Genomic DNA, 25,079 nt, shown 5'->3' with positions numbered 1-25,079 from the left:
AATACCCTTTATTTATATTTTAATAATCTCCCTAAATTATCTTTTTATATCCTATACAGCATATTTAACCTTTGTTATCCAAATTAATTACTATTTTAAGCTAAAGCAGTTTATCAGCAACCTCTTCTGTTTTAATAAGTTTAATTTGAAGATTTATTAAACAATTGTTTAGCCTAAATTAAATAACATTTATTTAACCAATGTGATTACATTGGCTGTACTTAAGTACAAAAAGTGCTAAATTTCTAGTACATACATCTCTTTTTATACAAAACATCAAACTTCTACTGGGATATAAAATTAAGCATGATTAAACAGGTTTTAAGAAATTTACTGTGTAGTTGTTTAGCTGTAATGAGCTTTAACTCATTGGCTCAAAGCAATGATGAATATAATAAGCTACTGATTGAACTTCAAAAATTAGTTTCTGAAAAAAAATATACTCAGGCTTATCAAAAAAGTAATAGTGAATACCAGTACCTGGGTGAACCCGTATACGATTTTTTACTAGGGGTCTCTGCGCTTAAAACAGGAAATGCGGCGCCAGCTGTATTTGCCTTTGAACGCGTGGTTGAAAACAACCCTAGATGGTATGAAGCTCGCTTGTACTTAGTTCGTGCTTATTTAACCGTTAATAATTTACCTGCTGCCGATACTCAAGCTTTAATACTGATTAACTCACCTAACACACCTAATAACATAAAGTCTTCAGCACAGTCGTTACTTGATACAACCACACTTAAAAAGCAAGAAGCGGGGCGTTCTTATAAGCAAAATATTGAGCTTGCCCTTGGCGTTGATGGCAACGTAAATGCGGGTACGGCAGAAAATACGATTATAATTCCTAATATTGGTGAGTTTTTGTTATCGCCAGAAAGTAAAAGTACGCAAGACAACTATGCGCGTCTAAATTACAGAGGAAAGTACTCTCACCCTATAGATCAAAAAAGTTTAATAACTTTGAGTGTTAATACCGGGTGGTACAAGTTTGCAGAACTCAGCCAATACGATCGTATAAATGCGCATATTAATGCTGCCTATCAATATAAACAAAATGACATAAGTTGGTTTGCACAAGTATCGACGACTCCATTAATGCTTGATGGCGATCTTTATCGTACTGAATCAGCTTTAACGGCCGGAGCTAGTTATAAGCTGAATAAACAAGTTAATTTATTTAGCTCTGCGACTGCGGGTGTTTTAAACAATAGATTTGATGAAAAGCTCGATAACTCATTTTATGCGATAAATGCGGGTGCTAGCTACGCAACTCGAAATTGGTTTCAAAGCTTAAGCATTAACGCTAAAAATGAAGAAGCCGATATTACTGAAGGTGAATTTAATAGCCGTAATATTACGAGTTTTTACTACCAAGTGAACACTCAACTAGCTCAACATTGGCAGTTGTTATCTCTTGCTGGATACCAATGGATTAATTATAAAGATGATCACCCTTTATTTTTACAAGAACGTGCCGATAACCTCTTTATGTTCTCAACTTCTGTTCGCTACTTAGTTAATCGTGATTTAGCAATACAGTTGGCTGCCAACTATCAAGATAAATCCAGTAATATTTCTTTATTCGAATATGACCGTTTAGATATCAATTTAAGCGCTTCTTACTCATTTTAATTTAAGGTATTTATGAAACATTTACTCCCTGTAATTACCACTTTACTTTGTGTAAGTTTTTATACACAAGCAAATGATCCCGCTGGTAAAACTATTTTAGCGCGAGGCTCTGTACTAGCGGTTGATGGAAGCTCTGAACAACAACGGCAGTTGCAGCGCAGAGATACCGTTTTTGGTGTAGATCGCATTACGACTGGAGAGAAAAGCAAAGCGCAATTTTCAATGTCGGATGGTGGTTTAATCGCTTTAAAAGAAAATTCAGAATTAAATATTGCTAACTACGAATTTGATGATAATACCCAACAAGGTTCTGCTTCTATTGAGTTACTTAAAGGTGGCTTACGCTCTATTTCGGGTGTGATTAAAAAAAATGGCGGCTCTTATAGTGTAAAAACCCCCGTTGGCTCTATTGGTATACGTGGAACACATTTTGAAGTTCAGCTCGTTGAAGGCAATGTGTTTTTAGCTGTATGGGATGGCGCAATAGATCTAACACTCGAAAATAATAGTGTGGTTTCTTTGGGTGATAACGAGGCATTTTCGTTTGCACAAATTACAGCCTCTGGTGAAGTATTAAAAACGACGCGTGCGGCACGTGTGTTTGATCAAAATATAGTAACGATCGACCCTAAAGATGACAACGAAGAAGAGACTGAACAAGCATCTGTAACTGAAGTTGAAGTAAATGCTTTTGAAGCAGATACAGATACTATGGATATATATTCTGAACAACAATTTCAAACAGTTAGTAGCGCATCTTTAGTCGATCAAATAGCTCAGCGCCAAGGTGTATTTAACTATGAAGCATCAAGCTTTAATGTAAATTCGAGTGTGGGTGCTGTTACTGACTTTGCTATGACTATGGCTGTTGATTTTGATAATGGCACGGTACCTGATGGCGAAATTAGTTTTAATGACGCGGGCGGAAATTGGTATGCGGCTTACAGCGGTTTAATAAATTTAAGCGAACTTGACTTAGCCGTTACATTTGCATCCCATGGCAACAATAAAGCCGAGGGCGATGTTGATGCAATATTTTTGAATGACTTAGACAATATTACTGGCAACTTTAATCTTAACGAAATAAATAATCCTGATGTAAATGCTAGCGGTTCTTTTAAATTAGAACCATAAACACATTGGATACAAAGCTTTTATTATGGAGTATTTAAAATGACAGCAAAAAATATATTTTTGCTTGGTTCTATGGTGTTTTTGTTAAGTGCCTGTGGAGGCTCAGAAGAAAGCCCTGCTCAAGAGACAATACAATCACCTACGGCTGAAGTAGTACCGCCAACGGTGACTAGCTATATAAATTTGGCTGGTGTTATAGCGAGCAATCAAACCAAGAATACAAAAGTTTTAGGTGCTGTCACTTCAAGTAGAGGAGTAGTTGGATCAAGCATAGCTAATACACGCGCTAATATTGTTTTTTCACAAACAAACGAAACTGTGCAAGGCAACGTTTCTTTTTTACTTGAAGCTTCGGATACTGATGGCATTGCTGAAGTTAATTTAGTGCTCCCTAGTGTTAATAAAAGCATATCACTGTGTTCTTCTGATTGTGGTTTTGACTACGAAAAATCAATTATAGGCCTCAGCCCTGCACTTTATGGTGTAACTCCAGGAGAGATACGCCTAGAAATATGGATAACTGACACTTTAAATAATCAAGTCCTTGCTGATGCAATTACTTTTAACTGGCAACCATATCAAATTGAAGGTGTTACAGCTCAGCGAGACGAAGATAATATAAATCTTTCGTGGCAAGCTAACCCCGAACTTAATCGTTATAACGTTTATATTGCAACTCAAGCTGGAGTTTCATCTACTAATATTAATGAATTAGAAAACGGGCAACAATTTTTAAGTATTCAAGATACTGCATTAAGCATTACCGAGTCACTTACAGATAAAAGTTATCAAGTACTTATTACCGGTATTGATGGCAGTGGTGAAAGTGGCTTTGCTAATATAATAAACATAGCACCAGTGGGTGGAGAGCTTGCATTTGCACCAGAAGCTAATGCCGATCAGTTTCAGATAAATGAAGATCAAACTCTGCAAGGCAACGTTCTAACAAATGATACGAATCAATACAGTGGCGATTTGCGTGTAAATGCAGATGCATTAATTCTACCGCAGCATGGCACCATTGATATAAATGAAAATGGGGATTTTACTTATATCCCTATTGCAAACTTTAATGGTGAAGATGCCTTTAGCTATCAAGTTGCTAACGAGCTAGGTATGACAGATACCGCAGTTGTAGAGATAACCATTTTAGCTGTTAACGACGCCCCTATTGCGCTTGATAATACTTATAACATTACAAACAATGGAACCTTAGTTGTCCTATCGCCTGGCTTACTTATTAACGATAGCGATATTGATTTAGATAACTTAACTGTTGATACAACGCCTGTTAGCGAACCGACAAGAGGACAATTAACCCTTTTTGATAATGGTAGCTTTGAATACCAAGGCGAGCAGAACATGCAAGGCCAAGACAGCTTTCAGTATAGAGTTGTTGATGCACAAGGTGCTCAGGCTATTGCAAATGTAACTATTGTAAGCTCAAACACTAACGTAGCCCCTGTAACAAAAAATGATAGCTATAGTTTAAGCGAAGATGAAACACTTGTGGTTACAGCAGCCAATGGTGTGCTTAGTAACGATACTGACCCAAATAATGACAGTTTTTCAGTTGATGAAACATTTATTGTGGCACCAACACATGGCCAACTATTATTAGCAATTGATGGCAGCTTTAGTTATGTGCCGGATGCTAATTTTAATGGTGTTGATCAATTTCGATATCAAGCTATAGACTCATTAGGTGCAACCTCTACAGCCACAGTAACTTTAGTAATAAACAGCGAACCCGATAGCCCTGTCGCACAAAATGATGCCTATCAATTTAGCAAAAATAAACTATTTGAAGTAACAGTACAAAATGGCTTATTAATTAACGATTTTAATATTGAGGCTGGCGATTTATCAGTTAACACCACGGCAATCAATGCAACTCAAAATGGCGAGCTTACATTAAAAGTTGATGGCTCATTTACCTACCAGCCAGACTTAGGTTTTATTGGTGTAGATAGCTTTACTTATTCAATTTCAAATGAGCAAGGCTTAACTGCAACAGCTCAAGTAACATTAAGTGAAAGCGGCGTTAATACTTTTCCAGAAGCCAATAACGATCAATTTACGTTAGACGAAGACAGCTCTGCATCTTTATTAGACGTGCTAGCTAACGACACTGATGCAGATGGCGATACGATTAGTATTTCGAACATAGAAGATATTGCTGGAGAAGCGACTATTGTCGCCGGAAAAATACAGTTTACTCCACCAGCAAACTTTTCAGGTGAGATAGTACTAACTTACACCATTACGGATGGCTATAGTACTGGTAATGAAGGTATAAACGACAGAACAGCAAGTGTGACGATTACCGTGACACCCGTTAATGATGCCCCTACTGCAACTACTGATTCAGCAACGATGAACGAAGATGCTCCTGCGTTATTAGTTAACGTACTAGCTAACGACTCCGACATTGATGGCGATACTCTTACAATAACAGCTGCTACTGCAGATATAGGTTCTGCATCTGTTGTTGATAATAAAATCCAATACACGCCTGCTGCTAATACAAATGGAACAGCAATTATTAACTACACAATAAGTGATGGGAACGGCGGTACTGCAACTACAAACTTATCAATAATTATTGCTCCCGTAAACGATACTCCTATTGCAAACGCAGACTCAGCGACAGTAGATGAAGATGCAGCGCCAATACTAATAAACGTATTGGCAAATGACTCTGACGTGGATGGTGATAGCCTCACTATCAGTGCTGCCTCGGCAAATACTGGTTCAGTCGCAGTGGTTGGCAATCAAATTCAATATACACCGGCAGCCAACGACAACGGCGTAGCAACAGTTACTTATACTGTAAGCGATAGCAGCGGTGGTGCCAGTACAACAACGTTAACTATCACTATTACCTCCGTAAACGATGCTCCAATAGCAAACGCCGATTCAGCTACCATGGCTGAAGATGCAGCGCCAATACTAATAAACGTATTAGCCAATGACTCAGATGTAGATGGCGACAGCCTCACAATTAGTGCAACCTCAGCTGATATTGGCTCGGTCTCAGTAGTTGGCAATCAAATTCAATATACACCGGAGGCCGACAGCAATGGCTTAGCAACAGTTACTTATACCGTTAGTGATAATAATGGCGGAACAGGTAATACCACGGTCACTATTACTATAACTGCAGTGAACGATACACCTGTTGCCAATAACGATACTGCTACTATGGCTGAAGATGCAGCGCCAATACTGATAAACGTATTAGCCAATGACTCAGATGAAGACGGCGACAGCCTGGTGATCAGTGCAGTCTCAGCTGATATTGGCTCAGCCTCAGTAGTTGGTAATCAAATTCAATACACACCGGCAGCTGATAGCAATGGCTTAGCAACAGTTACTTATACCGTTAGTGATAATAATGGTGGAACAAATACTGCCACGGTCGCTATTACGATAACTGCCGTGAATGATGTACCTGTTGCCAATAACGATACCGCTACTATGGCTGAAAATGCAGCGCCAATACTGATAAACGTATTAGAAAATGACTCAGATGTAGATGGCGACAGCCTGGCGATCAGTGCAGCATCAGCTGATATTGGCTCAGTCTCAGTAGTTGGCAATCAAATTCAATACACACCAGCAGCCGATAGCAACGGCTTAGCAACAGTTACCTATACTGTTAGTGATAATAATGGTGGAACGAATACTGCCACGCTAGCTATTACGATAACTGCCGTGAATGATGCGCCTGTTGCCAATAACGATACCGCGACCATGGCTGAAGATGCAGCACCAATACTGATAAACGTATTAGCAAATGATACTGACTCTGATGGAGACAGCTTGGTAATCTCTTCAGCCTCAGCTGATATTGGCTCGGTCTCAGTAGTTGGCAATCAAATTCAATATACGCCTGAAGCCAATACCAATGGACTTGCCACGATAACTTATACGATTAGTGATAATAATGGCGGAACCAATACAGCCACAGTGGCCATTACCGTAACTGGTGTTAACGATGCACCTGTAGCATCGGTTCAAAGTTTTAGTATTAATGAAAATGCTACCGATGGCGACATCATAGGGACTGTTAGCGCGTCAGATATTGAGAACCAGACTTTAACTTATAGTTTAACTGGCGGTAACACTGCTTTATTTAAAATTAATAGTAGCTCTGGTGTTTTATCAACCGCAGGTGAAAGCCCATTTGATTTTGAAACAACTAATCAATATATCTTAAATGTCACTATAACTGATGATGGCACACCTAATGAAAGTTCAAACGTTAACATAACCGTTAATATTACTGATGAAATTGAGCTTCTTATTCCAACTGAAGATGTGACATTTGGCCGCCCGATTACAGGTGAGCTTGATCTTTCAAACATTTTTTCTGGAGGTGAGTTTAAAGACAGTATTGAGCTTAATGGCAACCTTTATTTTGTTGGTTTTGTTGATGGCGACGATAAAGATATTATTGTTGTGTCTTACACCAACGCTGGCATAACAAATAATGCTTTTAATAGTAATGGAATAAAAATATTAGATTTAGATGATGATGAAGAAGCCACAGCTATTATTTCTGACGGTACAGATCTCTTTATTGCTTATTCTAGTTTTGACGGCACAAATACTGAAGCCTGCTTATTGGAAATGAATACTGCTGGCGTTGTAAGTACTGACTCTGGTGAGAATGATTCAGGAGTTCGCTGTACTTCACAAGCGAGTACTCTTGTTATTAATGACCTTGAAATTGATGACGATAAGATACTGGCTGTAGGTAAACGCTTTGATGGCACTCAAAACGATAGTTTATGGATACATTATAAAAAATCAGATCTAGATTTTGAGAACTCTACTCCAGCTATTGTCGATGTTAGCGGCGCTAATCGAGATGATGAAGGCTTTGCAATTAAGAACTTTGATGATTCCGATTACTTAGTGGTTGGGAGTGTTACCAATGCAGAGGGAACAAAAGACTCTCTACTTCGTTATTTAAAATCTGATGGCGATAATGACAATAACTTCAATGGTGGCGCAGCACTAACAATTGATATATCTGATAATGATAAAGACGACGAACTTTTTGCTGTAGGCGGAGTTGTTGATTCTGAATTTACTGCTTTTGCAGGTGGTTACATAACTCGTAACAGTGGTGAAAAAGAAGCCGTGGTTTTGGCTATTGATAAAACGGGTACTCTTATAACGAGTTTTGGTGATGCTGGTATAGCAATTTATGATATTGATGGTAATGGTGGAAATGGTAATGGCGGCGCTAAAATTACAGGTATTAAACACGAGCCTAGTAACAATGGCATTAGTTTGTCGGGGACGACTGGCGTATCAGCCTCAGAAAAATTATTTTCAGCACGGATTAATAATGAAGGTACTTTAGATAGTGCCTATGGCACCTCCGGCATTAATATAATTGATGGTATAAGTGGTAAGCAATTTGCCAACACTTTAGCTATCGACTCTAATGACACTCTTTGGGTAGCTGGTGTTAATGATAATTCAAATACAAAACCGTTTATTGCAGCAATAGACAGTCAAGCCACATTATTTAGTAACTTTGAAACGAATGGTTACTTTACCCTTAATAATTTAGTAGATGCGACAAACGACGAATCAATGCACGTTTTACAACTTAGCAATGACCCTCATGCCGGTAAGTATATTCTTGCATCAACGGCTAAATCGGACTCAATTACTAAGTTAGTACTAACACGCTTTACGAGTGCGGGTGATATCGATACTAGCTTTAGCGAAAGTGGCCATAAAGAAATTGCCATAGATTTGAGTAAGTCGCGCGTCGCTTTAACCGAGCAAAGCGACGGCAATTTAGTTATTACAGGCTCTAAAAATAGTGAAAATGGTGAAGCGGGCTTTGTAGCTAAAGTTGATCAGTCTGGTAATTTAGACACTTCATTTGCAACAGACGGTGTATACACAACCTCTGTCAGTGGCGCAGAATTGGTAAACCTGATAGGTATTGCACTTGATAATAGCGGTAACATTATTACCGTTGGGTCAATCGTAATAAGTGGCACTCCTAGCACAATCGTTATAATGTTGACGCCAGAAGGTACCCTTGAGCCTAACTTTGGCACTGGCGGAAGTATCATAGGCTCAGCTTTTGAGTACTATAACCGTGTACATACCGACAATGCAGATATTTTCATTGGTGGTAAGGCACTATTAAGTGGCACTTCAAAGCTAATCGCATTGAAGTTAAGCTCAAACGGTACTGAAGTCTTTAAATATGTAGGTGAACGAACCACAGATACCGACAATAAAATAGCGCAGATTTTGACTGACACAACGGGTAAGCTATATTTAATAGCAAACCTTATTGATTCGCCAAATAAAGCCAATGTTATTAGGTTGCTCGTTACGGGTGCGCTTGATACTAGCTTTGCCGTAAATGGTGTCGGTGAATATACTTTGGCGTCAAGCGGTAACACTGAGCTAAGTGGTGCAGCGATCGATAGTAGCAACCGACTTATTTTAGCCGGCAAGGCTAACAATAAAGGAATGTTAGCGCGTATCTTAACTGACGGTACTTTAGACAATACGTTTGGACCCAGTGGTGCCGGATTTTACGAAGCAAGCCAATGTATCAGTACACATATATTTACTTCAATCATCTTACAAAATGATACCCAAGTTGTTGTAAGCAGCACCTGTAATGACACTAACTCTAACAATGTTAGTATTTCTAAATTCAATTTTGTAGAAGATGGAGCTTAGCCTTAAATTATGAAAGTTGAATTTTTTGGTGTTAGAGGCTCAATGGCTTCAGCAGGAAGTAATACATACATTTTTGGGGGAAATACCTCATGTGTGTACATCGAACAAAGTAACGGTAAAGATCTTATTTTAGACTCTGGTACCGGTATTGTAGAGCTCGGTACACGTTTACTAGAAACACAAAGTCCTATCAATATTTTGCTAACACATAATCATTGGGATCATATTCAAGGGTTTCCTTTTTTTAAACCTATTTACCAACCTAACCGCGATATAACTATTACTGTGGGTAACGTTGATGATAAAAAAAGCCAAGATGCCATATTAAAGCAAATGAGTGGTTCGTACTTTCCGGTGTGTTATCAAGATTTACCTGCCAGCATTACGCTTAATACTGATTTATCGTCTCAAAAGCAATTTACACTTAATGGTTTTTTGGTTTCGACTGCTCCACTAAATCACCCTGGTGGTGGTACTGCTTATTGTATTAAAGCAGATGAAAAAAAGGTGGCTTACGTTACCGATAATGAGCTAAATCCGCCAGAAAAAGCAAACACAAGTATTAGCGAATGGGTCAACTTTATTGAAGGCGCTGATTTACTAATTCATGATGCTCAATTTATAGATGCAGACTTGCCTCTTAAACATGGTTGGGGGCATAGCACCATAGATCAGGTGGCTGAGCTTGCTATAAAAGCGAGTATTAAAAATGTGGTTATTATTAGCCACGATCCATCAAGAACCGATGAACAGTTATTGGCTATAGAAAAATATTTACACACGCAGTACGCTCAACAGGTAAAAATAGAGTGCGGCCGAGAAGGACGAGTTTTTGATTTTTAGTCTATCAAGGAGCGTTACTCATTAGCTCCTTAAAACCAATTACTTCAAAGCACTTTTTCATTGGCGCTGTTATTACATTATTAATTGCATCAATAGAGCTATTTTCAACTGGGTCGCTTGCAAAGTTAGTGAACCGCGTAGAAGGTATAATATACGACTCTCGGTTGTTACTAACACTTTCAGAGACGCCTAGGCGTATTGATGAAACCGTTGTAATAATTGATATCGATGAAAAGAGCATGCAAGAACAAGGACGCTTTCCTTGGAGTCGCTCAAAAGTAGCCGACCTTGTTACAAAGCTTACTGATGCAGGTGTTATTGTTATTGCATTCGATATATTTTTTTCTGAACAGGAAGAAAACCCTGTTACAAAAATTATGTCTGAAATTCCTGATTTATCAAAAAAGTACACCATCCCCTTTGCTGAAATTACTAAACAAGTCGATGCAGACACAAAACTAGCAAGCGCATTATCTAAAAATGATACTGTTCTTGGTTTTTTATTAATTGATGAACAACTCACTAATCAAAACCTGCCAGCTAAAAGCAGTGTTGTGTGGGCAAATGCGGATCATACTAATTCACAGATAAACCAGTTTCCTGGTGCTATTGTAAATATCCCTCAGTTACAAAATGCTACAACGGGTACCGGTTTTATCAATGCACATAGCGATGAAGATGGTTTTATACGTAAAGCAGCTCTTATAAATCGAGTTGGCAATAAGCTCTACCCTTCTTTAGCACTTGAAGTTGCTCGACTTTATACTCTTGCTGAAAACATAGAAACCCGTTCCAATATATTAGATGGTATAACATTATTCGAAGGTATAAAGTTTCAAGATAAGTGGATTCAAACTGATGAATATGGGCAAATATTAATTCCTTACAAAGGGCGTGCGCATAGCTTCCCTTATTATTCGGCTACCGATATTTTGACCAAAAAAATTGGTTTAGAGGAATTAGAAGGCACAGTAGCCTTTATTGGCACATCGGCAATTGGACTCGCTGATTTAAGATCAACACCTGTTGGTTTGCAATACCCTGGTGTGGAGGTTCATGCCAATATATTTGAAGGATTAATGCACCCAGAGCTACTGCCATCTAAACCTAATTGGTCACTGGGAGCAAGCTTACTCATCATTACATTAACGGGTAGCGTACTGTCGTTTTTTAGCCACGGTAAGAGCGCACGTTTTATTATTGTTTTGTCTCTTACAGTCACAAGTGTCGTTATATTTTTAAACGTTTATTTATGGTCAGTGCAAAAAATTAGTTTACCTTTATTAATGCCTCTTTTACTCATCATTATATTAGCGGGTTATTACATCATTGTTGGTTCTATCGCTGAAATGAAACATAGCCGAAAAATAAAATCTATGTTTGACCAATATATGCCTCCTGAGCGTATAAATCAGATGATATTACAGGGTAAAAGTTTATCTCAAAAAAGTGAGCGAAAAAATATGACGGTGTTGTTTGCCGACATTCGTAGTTTCACTTCAGTATCAGAAAGTATGTCGCCCCATCAGTTAAGTGAATACTTAAACGAATATCTTACGGCTATTACCAAAATCATATTTGATCATAACGGAACTATTGATAAGTACGTAGGCGATATGGTGATGGCATTTTGGAATGCTCCACTAATAGATGAAAACCACGCTCGCCATGGTGTTGAAGCCGCTATGGGTATGATTAACGGGTTAACGCAAGTAAATCAGTTATTTGCAGAAAACAATCAGCCTGCAATAAAAATTGGTATCGGTTTAAGTACTGGCGATATGAATGTAGGTGATATGGGTTCGGTTTACCGTAAAGCCTATACAGTTCTTGGTGATACTGTTAATTTAGGTGCTAGAGTAGAAAGCTTGACCAAATTTTATGGCGTAGCTATTCTTGTTACAGAAGAAACGATGAACGAATGCCCTCATATTTCATTTCGTTTAATAGATAAAGTACAAGTTGTCGGAAAAACAACGGCTATACAGTTGTTTGAGCCTATAAATTTTACAGATAAGCTCGATGAAGAACAGTTAAATGAAGTTAAAAAATCACAGCAGGCCATGACGCTTTTTTATAATAAAAACTGGCCACAAGCGCTTAGCTTATTTAAAGAACTACACAGCACGACCGTATTTAGCTCTGACGTTTATACCATTTTTATCGAACGTATTAAGGGCACTGATTTGCAAACACTAGCTAAGGATTGGAATGGTGCCTTCAAACATACTAAAAAGTAGTAAACATATGCGACAGCACATTAAAGACAAAACAAACCTTCAGCATTTTATCGATATTAGTATTAGGCTAACAACAGAAAAAAACTCGTCTAAGTTACTTGATGAAATACTGCAAGTTGTGATGTCGATAGCAAATTCTGATGCTGGCAGCATTTACTCTATTACCCCAAACAAACAACTCAAGTTTGAAACGGTAATAAATAAGTCATTAAATCTTTATTTAGGTGGCACTTTAGGGAGCCCTGTAGATTTTCCTAATATAGATCTTTTTATTGATGGCAAACCAAACGAAACAGCTATTGTTGCCCACTCTGCAAATTCTGGCGAAGTGATTAACATTCCTGACGTGTATGATGCCCTGCCCTTTGATATGAGCGCAGCTCGCAAAATGGACGCACGCACGGGTTATCGTTCTGAGTCCATGCTAACAATTCCTTTAAAAGATCATGAAGATGACATTATTGGTGTAATCCAGCTTATAAATGTAAAAGATGCGCAAAATAAAAACATTCCTTTTAGTGAAGAGCTTGTCACTCTAATTCGATCTTTTGCCTCTTTAGGCGCTATTTCACTAACTAACTCAACACTAATTAAGGGAATGGAAGATCTTTTTTCAACCTTTGCTGAAACAATTGCGATGGCAATAGATGAAAAGTCTCCTCATACCGGTGGCCATTGTAAACGAGTGCCAGCACTCACGTTAATGCTAGCTGATGCCGTACATGATATAAATAAAGGCCCTTTGGCTTCATTTTCGATGAGTGAGGCCGACCGGCATGAACTTGATATAGCAGGCTGGTTACATGACTGTGGGAAAATCGCGACTCCCGATCACATTATGGAAAAGTCGACAAAACTAGAAACTATTTTTGATCGAATAAAATATGTAGATGCTAAATTTGAAATAATTAGCCGAGATTTAAAAATAGCGTATCAGCAAAAAATCATCTGTGCGATGAAGCTGCAAAAACCTATCGAGGTTCAACAATTTGAACGCCTACTTGATACCGAGCTTAAACAGTTGGCATTAGACCGTGCATTATTACAGCGTGTGAATGTAGGGGGCGAGTTTTTAGGTGATGCAGAACTTGAGCACATTGAACGCATTGCAAACAAATACCAACTCGTTATAAATGATATTAATACACCATTGCTCTCAGCTGATGAAGTTGAAAACTTAACAATACGAAGAGGCACGTTAACCGAAGCCGAACGTGAAGTAATGAAACGTCATATGGATGTAACTAAAAATATTTTAGATGCCCTGCCGTTCCCTAAACACTTAAGCAATGTGACTGAATATGCTTTAGGTCATCATGAAAAACTTGACGGTACTGGTTACCCAAGAGGTTTAACCAAAGAGCAAATGTCGGTGCCTGCAAGGTTAATGGCTATTACGGATATTTTTGAAGCGCTATCTGCAGTAGACAGGCCCTACAAAAAAGCAAAACCGGTCAGTGAGTGTTTATTTATTTTAGGGTCAATGGTTGCTAAAAACCATCTTGATGCTGACATTTTTGCTATTTTTATTGAGTCGCAAGTCTATAAAAATTATATCAATGAATATGCTAACCCAGAGCAGCTAGATGAGGTAGATTTTGATAACTTACCCGGTTACACACCTATAAGTTAGCACCTATAAAGCCATGCCTTTATTCAAAATACGCTTATTACAGCCTATACCTATCCAAACAAAAAAATGCCACCTTACGGTGGCATTTACACACGGGGTTATTTCTACTTATAGAAATCCTTTTACTTTTTATTTGTTTTTTTATGTTGTTTTATTAACAAAAAATATGTTCCCAAAGGTAGCATTTAGCGCTTTGGGTAGCAACAGTAAAAGGTAAAGTTCATATATCTGCCATATTAACGTCATAAAAAAGCGCGAAGTAAATTCGCGCTCGTATACTTAACTGCCGTTATATTTTAATACACACGTATTTTTCTTCTAGGTACTCATCCAGCCCTTGATGCCCACCTTCTCGGCCCAAACCGGATTGTTTAACGCCACCGAAAGGCGCTACTGGGTTCGATATAACACCTTCGTTTACACCTACCATACCAAATTCAAGCCCTTCACTAATTCGGTAAATTTGCTTAATATTTTGGCTGTAAAAATAAGCTGCTAGACCAAATGGTACGTCGTTAGCAAGCGCAAGCACTTCACTTTCTTCATCAAAAGGAATAACCGTTAATACGGGACCAAATACCTCTTCGTGGTAAATATCCATTTCAGTGGTTACGTTATTTACAATTAACGGATTTTGAAAACTACCACCTAGGTCACTATTATCGCCAATCAACGTAGCGCCTTTATCAAGTGCGTCTTTTACTAACTGTTGTACTTTCTCTTTAGCTTTAGGATAAATGAGTGGGCCAATATCAACATCGTCCTCAAAGCCATTCGCCACTTTTAATGCTGTAACTTTGGGCGTAATTTTTGATAGTACTTCATCGAGAACATTACGCTGAATAAAAATACGGTTTGCAGCAACACATGCCTGCCCGCTGTTTCTAAATTTAGCCGCCATTAGCCCTTCAATAGCTTCATCTAAGTCTGCATTATCAAAAATGATAAAAGGCGCATTACCACCAAGTTCCATTGAGGTGCGTTTAATTGTGTCTGCACATTGCGAAAGTAACTGCTTACCTACACCGGTAGAGCCGGTAAATGTAAACTTACGCACGACTTCTGAGTCAGTCAGCATTTTACCTACTGTTTTGGCATCTTGCGAAACCAGTACATTAAATGCACCTTTAACAAAACCAGCTTGATCGGCCAGGTAGGCAAGTGCAATAGCACAAAGTGGTGTATGTTCAGAAGGTTTTAGTATAAAGCTACAGCCCGCTGCGTAAGCTGGAGCTACTTTTCGAGTAACCATAGCAACGGGGAAGTTCCAAGGTGTTATACCAGCTACAACACCGACAGGTTGCTTAAAGCTAGTTAAACGATGTGAGTTATCAGTTGGCGGAATCACGTCACCGTAACTACGCTTGGCTTCCTCAGCAAACCATTTGATAAAACCTGCACCGTAATCAATTTCGCCAAGGGATTCTTTAAGTGGCTTGCCTTGCTCTTTAGTCATCAGCTCTGCAAGTGTTTGCTTGTGCTTTATTACTAGCTCATACCAGCGCATCAAGGTTTCGCTTCGCTCAGTGGCATTCGTCGTTTTTAACTTAACAAAAGCACCCTGTGCGGCATTTATGGCGCTATTTACGCCTTGCTCGTCTATGTCACTTACATCTACAATACTTTTTTCGGTCGCGGGATCGTTAACGCTAAAGCGCGTATCCGTTTTATAAAATTCGCCGTTAATAAATGAGTCAGAAAAAATAAGATTACTCAAAATACACCTCCGAAATAGATTTTAGGGGTTAGGTTCAACCCGTAGCAGCGGGTTTATCCCGCGTTTATATAATCTGAAAATACGTGCTCATTTTTAATGCTCAGGTCTGAGATTAATAAGATTTAACTTAAAACGTTTGAGATTTAAAAAACGCGACATAAAGTCGCTGCTACATGTTTATGAATGGTTTTTTGAAACAAAAAAGCCGCTGTATCAAACAGCGGCTTTTAATATATACATCGTTAAAAACTAGTGCTCTTCATTAACGATATTGAGATTGTACTTAGGTATTTCAACCACCAAGTCTTCATCTCTTATAATTGCTTGGCAACCAAGGCGTGACTCTGGCTCTAAACCCCATGCTTTATCTAGCATGTCATCTTCTAGCTCATCACTTTCGTCAAGTGAATCAAATCCTTCACGAATCACTAAGTGACACGTGGTACACGCACACGACTTTTCGCAGGCATGCGCAATGCTAATACCATTTTTAAGCGCAGCGTCGAGTACCGTTTGGCCTGTTGGTGCTTCAATTGCAGCGCCGTCAGGACATAATTCAGGATGTGGAAGAAAAACAATTTGTGGCATTCTAATCTCTCTTAAATGTTGTCTACTGACTGCCCTGTAAGGGCCTTTTTAATTGATGCATCCATTCTGCGCGATGCAAAGTCGCTACTCGCATTATCGACTTTTTCGATAGCTGCTTTTATTTCGTTTGGCTCTTGAGCATTTTCGCGTACTTTTACCAGTTCTGCAATTTCAGCGCGTAAGTTAGCAAGTTGCATATCGTCAAGTAATGCAGCATCGGCTGCAAGTGATGCATTAAGCGCTTCTATTACGCGTAACGCTTCTACTTGTTGCTCTTTAAGCATACGTGCTTGCATGTCGCCTTTAGCGTTGCTCATTGACTCTTTTAGCATGTTAGCTACTTGGTCGTCAGATAAACCAAACGAAGGCTTAACTTGAATTTCAGCTTGTACGCCTGTTGATTTTTCCATAGCTGAAACACTTAATAGGCCATCAGCATCAACTTTAAAGGTTACACGAATATGCGCAGCACCTGCCGCCATTGGTGGAATACCTTTTAAGCTAAACTTAGCAAGCGATCGACAATCATCAACAAGCTCACGCTCACCTTGCAGCACATGTAATGACATAGCTGTTTGGCCGTCTTTAAACGTCGTAAATTCTTGTGCGCGTGCTACCGGAATCGTTGTATTGCGCGGAATGATTTTTTCAACCAAACCACCCATAGTTTCAAGGCCTAGCGATAACGGTAATACATCTAGTAATAACATGTCAGAATCTGGCTTATTGCCAATTAACACGTCAGCTTGAAGCGCGGCACCTAGAGCTACAACACGATCGGGGTCGATTGAAGTTAGTGGTTCTTTATCAAAAAAGCTTTGTACTTGGCTGCGTACCAGTGGCATACGGGTTGAACCGCCAACCATAATAACTTGCAGTACTTCGTCGTTTTCTATGCCAGCATCTTTTACAGCACGACGACACGAGCGCAGCGTTTTTTTAACGAGGGGCATAGCCATTTCGTCAAACGTTTCGCGTGTTACTTCTACGGTGTATTTTTGATCGTCAAACTCAAGACCCACGTTTACTTTAGCGTATTGGCTTAATGCTTCTTTACACGCTTTTGCTTTATTGATGAATAAACGTAAAACTGAAGGTGACAACGCTGACACACCTGTTTGCTGCTTAAAGTAATCAACAAGTAGTGAGTCAAAGTCATCGCCACCTAGGCTTGAGTCGCCACCCGTTGCCATAACTTCAAACACACCTTGGTGTAATCTAAGTACTGATATATCAAATGTACCACCGCCTAAATCGTAAACAGCAATAATACCTTCTTGCCCAGAATCTAAACCATAAGCAACGGCTGCTGCTGTTGGCTCATTTAATAAACGTAGTACGTTAATACCAGCAAGTTCTGCGGCATCTTTAGTACTTTGGCGCTGTGCGTCATCAAAGTACGCTGGTACTGTGATTACAGCCCCTAAAATTTCTTGATTGCCAAAACTTTGCTCAGCTCGTGCTTTTAATGCAGCTAAAATATGGCTTGATGCTTTAATTGGACTGATTTTACCTGCCGCAGTTTCTATTGCTAGCGCACCATTGTGCTCACAGAAGTCATAAGGTAGTTGGCCATAACTTTGCTCTATTTCAGCCTGAGTTTTACCTAAAAAACGCTTAACCGAAATAAGTGTATTAGCAGGGTCTTGCGTTGCAGCTTGTGCAGCCTCTGCGCCAACAGTAATACCGCCTGCTTGATAACGAACAACCGACGGTAACATAGCCGCGCCGAGATCATCAGTTAACGTGCGAGCTTCGCCGCTTTGTACTGTTGCAACCAATGAATTAGTTGTACCAAGGTCAATACCAATAGCTAGTTTATGTTCGTGTGGTGCCGCGCTCTGCCCCGGCTCAGCAATTTGCAATAATGCCATAATGCTCTTTAAACTCGTGTTGCTCGCTTTGCAGCAAGTAATTAATCGTCAAATAAACTGTCTTCAATGCGCTCTAGTTCGTCACGTAACTTATAAACAAATTTCAGTTTACGAATATTGTCTGCGGCAAGTTGATATTGCTGCTCATCGTTACTTGCTAGTTGTTCTGCAAGTTGTTCACTGTACTGCGCGTTTAGTTGCTTAATTTGTTTTTCAAAATTTGCAATCGCAGCATCAGGATCGCTCGACGATGTTAACTCTTCAAGCTCTTCGCGAAGTTCCATTTGTTGCATTAAGAACATTGGATCTTGCAAGGTTTGCTGCTCGGCACGAATATCAACGCCTAGCTCACTTAACATATATTCAGCACGCTTTACTGGGTGCTTTAATGTTTGTAGCGCATCGTTAATTTCGGCGGCGCTTTGCACAGCCATCAATTTATCGCGGCTGCTCGCATTGGCGTGGCGATCGGGATGCACAGTACGTTGTAATTCCAAGTAGTGCTTGTTAACTGTTACTAAATCAATATTGTAGTCAACTGGTATTGCAAATAACTCAAAATAGCGCATAACTTCAACCAATAAAATTCAGAAATTAATTTCAAAAATAACAAAGCCCTACATTTACTGGCAGGGCTTATTTATACTACAAAGATCTTTAAAGCTTAAACGGTAAAGCTTTCGCCACAACCACACTCATCTGCTTGATTAGGGTTTCTAAATTTAAACCCTTCATTTAAGCCTTCTTTAGTGTAGTCGAGCTCTGTGCCATCGATGTAAACTAAGCTTTTAGCGTCAACAATTAATGTGACGCCTTTAGCCGCAAAAGTTTCATCGTCTTCGTTTAAATCGTCAACAAACTCAAGTACATAAGCAAGACCTGAACAGCCCGTCGTTTTAATGCCAACGCGCAGGCCTAAACCTTTACCGCGGTTTGCTAAAAATGATTGTACGCGGTTTGCTGCCGCATCTGTCAATGTCACTGCCATGAGTTTCTCTTCTTACTTCGCTTGTTTGCTTTTGTAGTCTGCAATTGCTGCTTGAATTGCATCTTCGGCTAAAATTGAACAGTGAATTTTCACTGGTGGTAATTCTAGCTCTGCACTGATATCAGTGTTTTTAATTGTCGCTGCTTCGTCTAGCGTTTTGCCTTTAACCCACTCTGTTACAAGTGAAGATGAAGCAATTGCGCTACCACAACCGTAGGTTTTGAATTTTGCATCTTCAATAACGCCTTCGGCAGATACTTTAATTTGCAATTTCATTACGTCACCACATGCTGGTGCGCCTACCATACCCGTTGCCACTGACGGATCGTTCTTATCTAGAGTACCTACGTTACGTGGGTTTTCTACGTGGTCGATTACTTTATCACTATAAGCCATTATTCTATCCTCATTACCTGCTAGGGTATGTGCTCACACTATTAGTGGTGAGCCCATTCAACTGAATCTAAATCAATACCTTCTTGATGCATTTCCCATAAAGGAGACATCTCACGTAGGCGACCGATAGAGTTTTTCATTAATTCGACGGTGTAATCAATCTCTTCTTCGGTAGTAAAGCGACCAATACTAAAACGAATTGAGCTGTGTGCTAATTCGTCGTTACGGCCAAGTGCACGTAATACATAAGAAGGCTCTAAGCTTGCAGATGTACAGGCTGAACCTGACGATACTGCAATGTCTTTTACTGCCATAAGTAACGACTCACCTTCAACAAAGTTAAAGCTGATGTTTACAATGCCAGGTACTGATTGGTCTTGTGTGCCGTTAAAGTATACTTCGTCCATATCAGCCATAATGCCGTCAATTAAACGATTACGTAATGCGCTGATGTGTGCATGATCTTTTTCAAAGTCTTGCTTAGCAATTTTAAACGCAGTACCCATACCCACTAATTGGTGAGTAGCTAGAGTACCTGAACGCATACCGCGTTCATGTCCGCCACCGTGCATTTGCGCTTCAAGGCGGGCACGTGGTTTACGACGAACGTAAAGTGCACCAACACCTTTAGGGCCATACACTTTATGTGCAGAGAACGACATAAAATCAACTTTAAGCTGTTGCACGTCGATTAATACTTTACCCGCGCTTTGCGCTGCATCTACGTGGAACATAATTTTACGTTCGCGACACATTTCGCCAATAGTCGCGATATCTTGAATTACACCTAGCTCGTTATTAACGTGCATGATGCTTACAAGTACTGTGTCGTCACGCATTGTGTCGGCAAGTTTTTGCAGATCAAGTAGGCCGTTTTCTTCAACGTCCATATAAGTTACTTCAAAACCTTGGCGCTCAAGCTCACGACATGTGTCGATTACAGCTTTATGCTCAGTTTTAGCGGTAATAACGTGCTTACCTTTTTTCTTGTAAAACTGTGCTGCACCTTTAATAGCAAGGTTATTTGATTCTGTTGCACCCGATGTGAAAACAATTTCACGTGGGTCTGCATTAATTAAATCAGCAATATCTGTACGCGCTTGGTCAACAGCTTCTTCTGCTTGCCAACCAAAACGATGTGAGCGTGACGCAGGATTACCAAACTTACCGTCCATTGTTAGGCATTGCATCATTTCTTTAGCAACACGTTCGTCAACAGGCGTGGTCGCTGCGTAATCTAAATAAATCGGTAACTTCATTTCTCTCTCCGCTGCAGGTCAACCTTAAAGTTGACAGCTTACTTGAATGTTTTCCAACTGCTTAATTGCATTATTAATACTGTTATCTTGGCGCGATGCTATTTCTTTCACATCTGATTTTTTCACCAATTCAGCAAGGGTAATATTATTCAAAAATTCTTCTATGCGTGCGCTTAAGTCTGACCACAAATTATGTGTTAAACAACGCATACCACTCTGACAGCCGGTATCGGCACCTTGGCAACGTGTTGCATCGACCGATTCGTCTACGGCGCTAATAATATCGCCAACAGAGATAACGCTCGCTTCACGCCCTAGTAAATAACCACCACCAGGTCCACGAACAGAACTTACTAGGCCATTTTTACGTAAACGAGCAAATAATTGTTCAAGGTAAGACAAAGAAATTTCTTGTCTTTGTGAAATATCAGCAAGGGCTACAGGACCTACACCTGTGTGTAGTGCAACATCCAGCATAGCTGTAACGGCATATCTGCCTTTTGATGTTAACTTCATAACGCCCCCTGCACAAAAGAGTGCAAATTTTAATTACCAGAGTAAATTAGTCAAGTATTATCACTTGATAAAAATTTGATTTAGAAACTCTTACTTTTAAATTGTAGAGTTAACAAATTTTCAATACTTGACCTCTTTGGTCAAGTATTACAGCCATTGTAATTACCTGAGTAATTTAGTCAAGTATTAGCGCGTTAATTAGTCTAGGTCTTTTATAACTAATAGCTATACCTAAGTTACTTAGGGATAGCCTTATTAATTGAGGTGAGAATACCGCGTAAAATATTCATTTCAGCATCTTCAGGGTGAGCTCGGTTGAACAAACGGCGCAATTTAGTCATAACTAAACCAGGGTGTTGCTTGATGATAAAGCCTGTTTTAAACAACGTGTCTTCAAGGTGATCATAAAACAGCTCAGTTTGCTTTGAGCTCGGGTAAACTGCATCGTCTTCTTCAACCTTTTTAGGTTGTTGATTTAAAAATGCCATGCGAGTTTCGTAGCTAAGTGTTTGTACGGCCATAGCTAAATTAAGCGAGCTGTACTCTGGATTAGCAGGAATACATACATGGTAATTACAAAGCTGTAATTCTTCATTAGTTAAACCACTGTTTTCACGACCAAATACTAGCGCTACAGGACCATTTACGGCTTCAGCAACGAGCTTTTCACCACATTCACGTGGTTCAACCATTGGCCACGAAAGCGTACGAGAACGCGCACTTGTGCCAATCGTTAATGTACAGTCAGCGATAGCTTCTTCAACGGTACCTACAATAACTGCATTGCCTAAAACATCAGTTGCGCCTGCAGCTAATGCACTTGCTTGGCTGTCTATTTCGCAAGCAGGATCAACTAAATAAAGTTTTGATAAACCCATGGTTTTCATGGCGCGAGCCGCCGAACCAATATTGCCCGAATGTGACGTGTTAACTAAAACAATGCGAATATCATCTAAGATCATTACTGTGCTACTTTGCTATGCCAAAAAATTGCGCAAATTCTAACATGAAAATGTAATAAGATCCTAGATTCAAAAGGCTAGATCCAAAACTCCACTAGCTAATACAGTAAAATAAAAAGCTTCTTTGATGTGGAGGACTGCTTGAATTAGCGAAGTTATTATAAACCAGCACAACTAAATGCACACCCAGGTAGATTGCGTTATTACTAGAGAAAAACGTAAGCTACTTAGCATTATAAATTAATTAGATGACTCTGTTTTCGAAAGATGTTTAAAACACAACCCTCTAAAGTAGTATTTCACAGTTAACACTAATTTTTGAAACTTTAGGAAAAGTTAAATATATATTTACAAGCTCAGAAGTATAATATCTTTAATAGCAGCGAAAACCCCAAAAACGGATTGGGGCTTAATACACCTAAACAAAAAACTTACTATTAAGTTCAGTTATTTTGTGGCCTTGATAATTCTATGTAACTTCAAATCTTTTGTATCCGGATGTTGAAAATCAATCGTTTCTTCGTATACATTAAAGCCTATATCTTTCAATTTATTGATTATCTTTTTCGTATGAAAAGGATATTTATTATATACGTAATCATTATATATAAAGCTTCCACCATTTCTAAGCACTCGATATAGTTCTTCGAGCTGGTTATCATAAATGGTAAAATGCATTACAAAACTAGAAAGTATTGCATCAATAGAGTTACTTGGAACAGGCAATGGTTCAGAACCATCGAATACAAATGCAAAATGCTCAAACTCCTTATACTTTTTCTTAGCCGAAGCTACAGCAAAGCTTGAAATATCGAGACTAACAATTTTTTTCACTTTATTTCTGTAATCTGCAACTTCAAGAACTTCAGACAGAATTCCTCCCCCACACCCAAAATCAATGATGCTATTTATAGGTAAACCATCGACTTTATTTATCAAAGTATTAATTAGCTCTTTCGTATAAGAATAATCAATTACCTGATCATTTAACTTAATTCTAATCTCAGAAAGTGCGGCAACATCTTCCATGCTCAATTTTGAAGGTGTATTAGGTATATAAATCGTATCCATGTATCGATAATAGGTCCTATTATCGTAAGTTAGCTCTTCCGCTAAAGTGTGCTCTCCTCCAACAGGAGTTTTTACATAAATTAAGTTTTTATAAATTTCCATTACAACTCCCCTTTGAGTACTTTGATAATTTTTTTAAATTTAATTTTAAAATTACTAAGTATTTTTATTTTTTCGGATAATTTTATAGATACACCCCCAATAAGCAAAATACTAGCTATTACAATATTGGATTTATACAAAAAATGAGAAAAGGCAAGTCCAATATTGCTTACAAGTATTTCATTACCCCAAATACTCCCATTTAAAATTAAATAACTAAAAAACCATAAGGAAATTGGTGAAATAGCAATAATTTTAAACCTCAAACGCCATGTGAAATTCTTGAGAGAATAATAAAAAATCAATATACCAATGCATACTATCAGCCAATTAACATCTATAGATAGATAGTTTGAAAATGGAAAAATGTCTTTAAACCCTACATCACCTTGCCTGGTTCGATCAAATCCAAAAGACGCAAAAAGAGAAAAAATAATACTAAAAATTAATAAATTTATTTCTCTACGACGAGGAAGCTCTAAATCTTCAAGTTCAGCAGTAACAGATATAGACTTTAACCCACTCTCTTTAATTGCTTTTTCTGCAGTTGTACCAGGGCTTGCTTTAAATAAGGATGAACTATAAATGCCATGTTCAGCCCACTCTGTAAAGTATTTAATTTTGGACTGAGAGAAAACTTTAACCACTTCACCGAAGTAATCAGTTTTCTGGCCAACTACAGTAATTTTACTACTTCTTAAGTCGTATTTTTTTCCTGTTTGAATATATATTTTAAAGTCAGGCGATTTGAATTTTGATTTATTAGAAAACTCTAATCTCGATTCAATATTAAATCCACTAGGCCCCGTATTTAAATCAAGTTCAAACTCAGCTTTAAACCAATAGCCATTAGAGAGTAATTTAGGACTATCTTCTTGTTTACTTGGAAAATGACACGGTAGCTTTACTTGGCCCGTTGAAAACTCAGCTGTCGATGGATTAATTATAAAGTTTTCTATAGAATCTTTATTTTCTGAAACACCAAATACACCACTAGAACAACAAGCACTTAAAGCCTCCTGTATCTTAGTTCTTTCTTCAGATTCTAAATCTTTAGCAAAATTGTTAATTGTAGCTGAAATGTTAGCAGAGTATTCTGAACTTTTCCCCCAGAATTGCTTGAGGATATTAGTTTCTTCATAAAACTTTTTGTAGTCCATAAATTTCACGCTGGAAATTTGATCATTTTTTTGATCAAAAAATTCTATGACTAATTTACTATGATCGCCATCATTACTAAATGAAATTGCATTATATATAGACACTTTACAACGATTTCCATCCAATTTATCAATAATAATAAATTGGAAGAATTTATCTAAAGTAGTTGTAGTATCGTTATTCTGAGAGTCGAATTTTATTTTTGTTGTAAGTATCATTTTTATTTTTAAG

The 25,079-nt window shown here is 38.5% G+C and carries 17 protein-coding genes; 6 read left to right on the top strand and 11 right to left on the bottom strand.

Features of this window, described 5'->3' with window-relative positions; genetic code table 11:
• Positions 1–306: 306 nt before the first annotated feature.
• The 6 genes from GQR52_RS08600 to GQR52_RS08575 all read left to right on the top strand — a co-directional run bounded on the left by GQR52_RS08600 (position 307) and on the right by GQR52_RS08575 (position 14,214).
• Positions 307–1,632: a surface lipoprotein assembly modifier gene (locus tag GQR52_RS08600; protein WP_024593751.1), complete on the top strand. Its 1,326-nt coding sequence runs from the start codon at positions 307–309 to the stop codon at positions 1,630–1,632.
• A 12-nt stretch (positions 1,633–1,644) separates the two neighbouring features.
• Positions 1,645–2,766, top strand: a complete 1,122-nt coding sequence (locus GQR52_RS08595) for a FecR domain-containing protein (RefSeq protein WP_165728148.1) — start codon at positions 1,645–1,647, stop codon at positions 2,764–2,766.
• Positions 2,767–2,805: 39 nt separating this feature from the next.
• On the top strand, positions 2,806–9,498 hold the full coding sequence (locus GQR52_RS08590) for an Ig-like domain-containing protein (protein WP_165728147.1): 6,693 nt from the start codon (positions 2,806–2,808) through the stop codon (positions 9,496–9,498).
• A gap of 9 nt (positions 9,499–9,507) precedes the next feature.
• Positions 9,508–10,341 (top strand): MBL fold metallo-hydrolase, encoded by an 834-nt coding sequence (locus GQR52_RS08585; protein WP_165728146.1) that lies wholly within the window; start codon positions 9,508–9,510, stop codon positions 10,339–10,341.
• Between the two features lie 128 nt (positions 10,342–10,469).
• Complete coding sequence (locus GQR52_RS20685) at positions 10,470–12,581, top strand: adenylate/guanylate cyclase domain-containing protein (protein WP_346774281.1); 2,112 nt, start codon at positions 10,470–10,472, stop codon at positions 12,579–12,581.
• Positions 12,553–14,214, top strand: coding sequence for an HD domain-containing phosphohydrolase (locus GQR52_RS08575; protein WP_007586383.1), 1,662 nt, complete (start codon positions 12,553–12,555; stop codon positions 14,212–14,214). Before GQR52_RS20685 ends, GQR52_RS08575 begins: the two co-directional genes overlap by 29 nt.
• 289 nt (positions 14,215–14,503) lie before the next feature.
• On the opposite strand, the gene GQR52_RS08570 is transcribed toward GQR52_RS08575, so the two are convergent.
• The 11 genes from GQR52_RS08570 to GQR52_RS08520 all read right to left on the bottom strand — a co-directional run bounded on the left by GQR52_RS08570 (position 14,504) and on the right by GQR52_RS08520 (position 25,066).
• Positions 14,504–15,931 (bottom strand): NAD-dependent succinate-semialdehyde dehydrogenase, encoded by a 1,428-nt coding sequence (locus tag GQR52_RS08570; RefSeq protein WP_165728145.1) that lies wholly within the window; start codon positions 15,929–15,931, stop codon positions 14,504–14,506.
• A gap of 249 nt (positions 15,932–16,180) precedes the next feature.
• Entirely contained in the window at positions 16,181–16,519 is a 339-nt protein-coding gene (gene fdx / locus GQR52_RS08565) for an ISC system 2Fe-2S type ferredoxin (protein WP_007377671.1), read from the bottom strand.
• An 11-nt stretch (positions 16,520–16,530) separates the two neighbouring features.
• Positions 16,531–18,393, bottom strand: a complete 1,863-nt coding sequence (gene hscA / locus GQR52_RS08560) for a Fe-S protein assembly chaperone HscA (protein WP_165728144.1) — start codon at positions 18,391–18,393, stop codon at positions 16,531–16,533.
• A 41-nt stretch (positions 18,394–18,434) separates the two neighbouring features.
• The gene (hscB, locus tag GQR52_RS08555) at positions 18,435–18,962 is read right to left on the bottom strand and encodes a co-chaperone HscB (RefSeq protein ID WP_165728143.1); all 528 of its coding nucleotides are present in this window, start codon (positions 18,960–18,962) and stop codon (positions 18,435–18,437) included.
• 95 nt (positions 18,963–19,057) lie between these two features.
• Complete coding sequence (iscA, locus tag GQR52_RS08550) at positions 19,058–19,381, bottom strand: iron-sulfur cluster assembly protein IscA (protein ID WP_007377674.1); 324 nt, start codon at positions 19,379–19,381, stop codon at positions 19,058–19,060.
• 12 nt (positions 19,382–19,393) lie between these two features.
• The gene (gene iscU, locus GQR52_RS08545; RefSeq protein ID WP_007377675.1) at positions 19,394–19,777 is read right to left on the bottom strand and encodes a Fe-S cluster assembly scaffold IscU; all 384 of its coding nucleotides are present in this window, start codon (positions 19,775–19,777) and stop codon (positions 19,394–19,396) included.
• Positions 19,778–19,818: 41 nt separating this feature from the next.
• Complete coding sequence (locus tag GQR52_RS08540; protein ID WP_002958425.1) at positions 19,819–21,036, bottom strand: IscS subfamily cysteine desulfurase; 1,218 nt, start codon at positions 21,034–21,036, stop codon at positions 19,819–19,821.
• A gap of 24 nt (positions 21,037–21,060) precedes the next feature.
• A complete protein-coding gene (iscR, locus tag GQR52_RS08535; RefSeq protein WP_165728142.1) occupies positions 21,061–21,552 on the bottom strand; it encodes a Fe-S cluster assembly transcriptional regulator IscR in 492 nt (163 codons plus the stop codon).
• 236 nt (positions 21,553–21,788) lie between these two features.
• A complete protein-coding gene (gene trmJ / locus GQR52_RS08530) occupies positions 21,789–22,514 on the bottom strand; it encodes a tRNA (cytosine(32)/uridine(32)-2'-O)-methyltransferase TrmJ (RefSeq protein ID WP_024589846.1) in 726 nt (241 codons plus the stop codon).
• A gap of 447 nt (positions 22,515–22,961) precedes the next feature.
• On the bottom strand, positions 22,962–23,687 hold the full coding sequence (locus GQR52_RS08525) for a class I SAM-dependent methyltransferase (protein ID WP_165728141.1): 726 nt from the start codon (positions 23,685–23,687) through the stop codon (positions 22,962–22,964).
• Positions 23,687–25,066: a hypothetical protein gene (locus tag GQR52_RS08520; RefSeq protein ID WP_165728140.1), complete on the bottom strand. Its 1,380-nt coding sequence runs from the start codon at positions 25,064–25,066 to the stop codon at positions 23,687–23,689. The genes GQR52_RS08525 and GQR52_RS08520 overlap by 1 nt, the downstream gene beginning before the upstream one ends.
• Positions 25,067–25,079: the final 13 nt, after the last annotated feature.

The organism is Pseudoalteromonas sp. 31A1, from assembly GCF_011378815.1.
In the GTDB taxonomy this organism is placed as follows: Bacteria; Pseudomonadota; Gammaproteobacteria; order Enterobacterales; family Alteromonadaceae; genus Pseudoalteromonas; species Pseudoalteromonas arctica.
Note: the sequence above shows the minus strand (reverse complement) of the source record. Positions and strands in the feature narration are given on the sequence as shown.

What these genes read in the sequence shown, in the direction of transcription:
- GQR52_RS08600 (WP_024593751.1), top strand. Translation starts at nt 307, where the DNA reads ATGATTAAACAGGTTTTAAGAAATTTACTGTGTAGTTGTTTAGCTGTA.
- GQR52_RS08595 (WP_165728148.1), top strand. Translation starts at nt 1,645, where the DNA reads ATGAAACATTTACTCCCTGTAATTACCACTTTACTTTGTGTAAGTTTT.
- GQR52_RS08590 (WP_165728147.1), top strand. Translation starts at nt 2,806, where the DNA reads ATGACAGCAAAAAATATATTTTTGCTTGGTTCTATGGTGTTTTTGTTA.
- GQR52_RS08585 (WP_165728146.1), top strand. Translation starts at nt 9,508, where the DNA reads ATGAAAGTTGAATTTTTTGGTGTTAGAGGCTCAATGGCTTCAGCAGGA.
- GQR52_RS08575 (WP_007586383.1), top strand. Translation starts at nt 12,553, where the DNA reads ATGGTGCCTTCAAACATACTAAAAAGTAGTAAACATATGCGACAGCAC.
- fdx (WP_007377671.1), bottom strand. Translation starts at nt 16,519, where the DNA reads ATGCCACAAATTGTTTTTCTTCCACATCCTGAATTATGTCCTGACGGC.
- hscA (WP_165728144.1), bottom strand. Translation starts at nt 18,393, where the DNA reads ATGGCATTATTGCAAATTGCTGAGCCGGGGCAGAGCGCGGCACCACAC.
- hscB (WP_165728143.1), bottom strand. Translation starts at nt 18,962, where the DNA reads ATGCGCTATTTTGAGTTATTTGCAATACCAGTTGACTACAATATTGAT.
- iscA (WP_007377674.1), bottom strand. Translation starts at nt 19,381, where the DNA reads ATGGCAGTGACATTGACAGATGCGGCAGCAAACCGCGTACAATCATTT.
- iscU (WP_007377675.1), bottom strand. Translation starts at nt 19,777, where the DNA reads ATGGCTTATAGTGATAAAGTAATCGACCACGTAGAAAACCCACGTAAC.
- GQR52_RS08540 (WP_002958425.1), bottom strand. Translation starts at nt 21,036, where the DNA reads ATGAAGTTACCGATTTATTTAGATTACGCAGCGACCACGCCTGTTGAC.
- iscR (WP_165728142.1), bottom strand. Translation starts at nt 21,552, where the DNA reads ATGAAGTTAACATCAAAAGGCAGATATGCCGTTACAGCTATGCTGGAT.
- trmJ (WP_024589846.1), bottom strand. Translation starts at nt 22,514, where the DNA reads ATGATCTTAGATGATATTCGCATTGTTTTAGTTAACACGTCACATTCG.
- GQR52_RS08525 (WP_165728141.1), bottom strand. Translation starts at nt 23,687, where the DNA reads ATGGAAATTTATAAAAACTTAATTTATGTAAAAACTCCTGTTGGAGGA.
- GQR52_RS08520 (WP_165728140.1), bottom strand. Translation starts at nt 25,066, where the DNA reads ATGATACTTACAACAAAAATAAAATTCGACTCTCAGAATAACGATACT.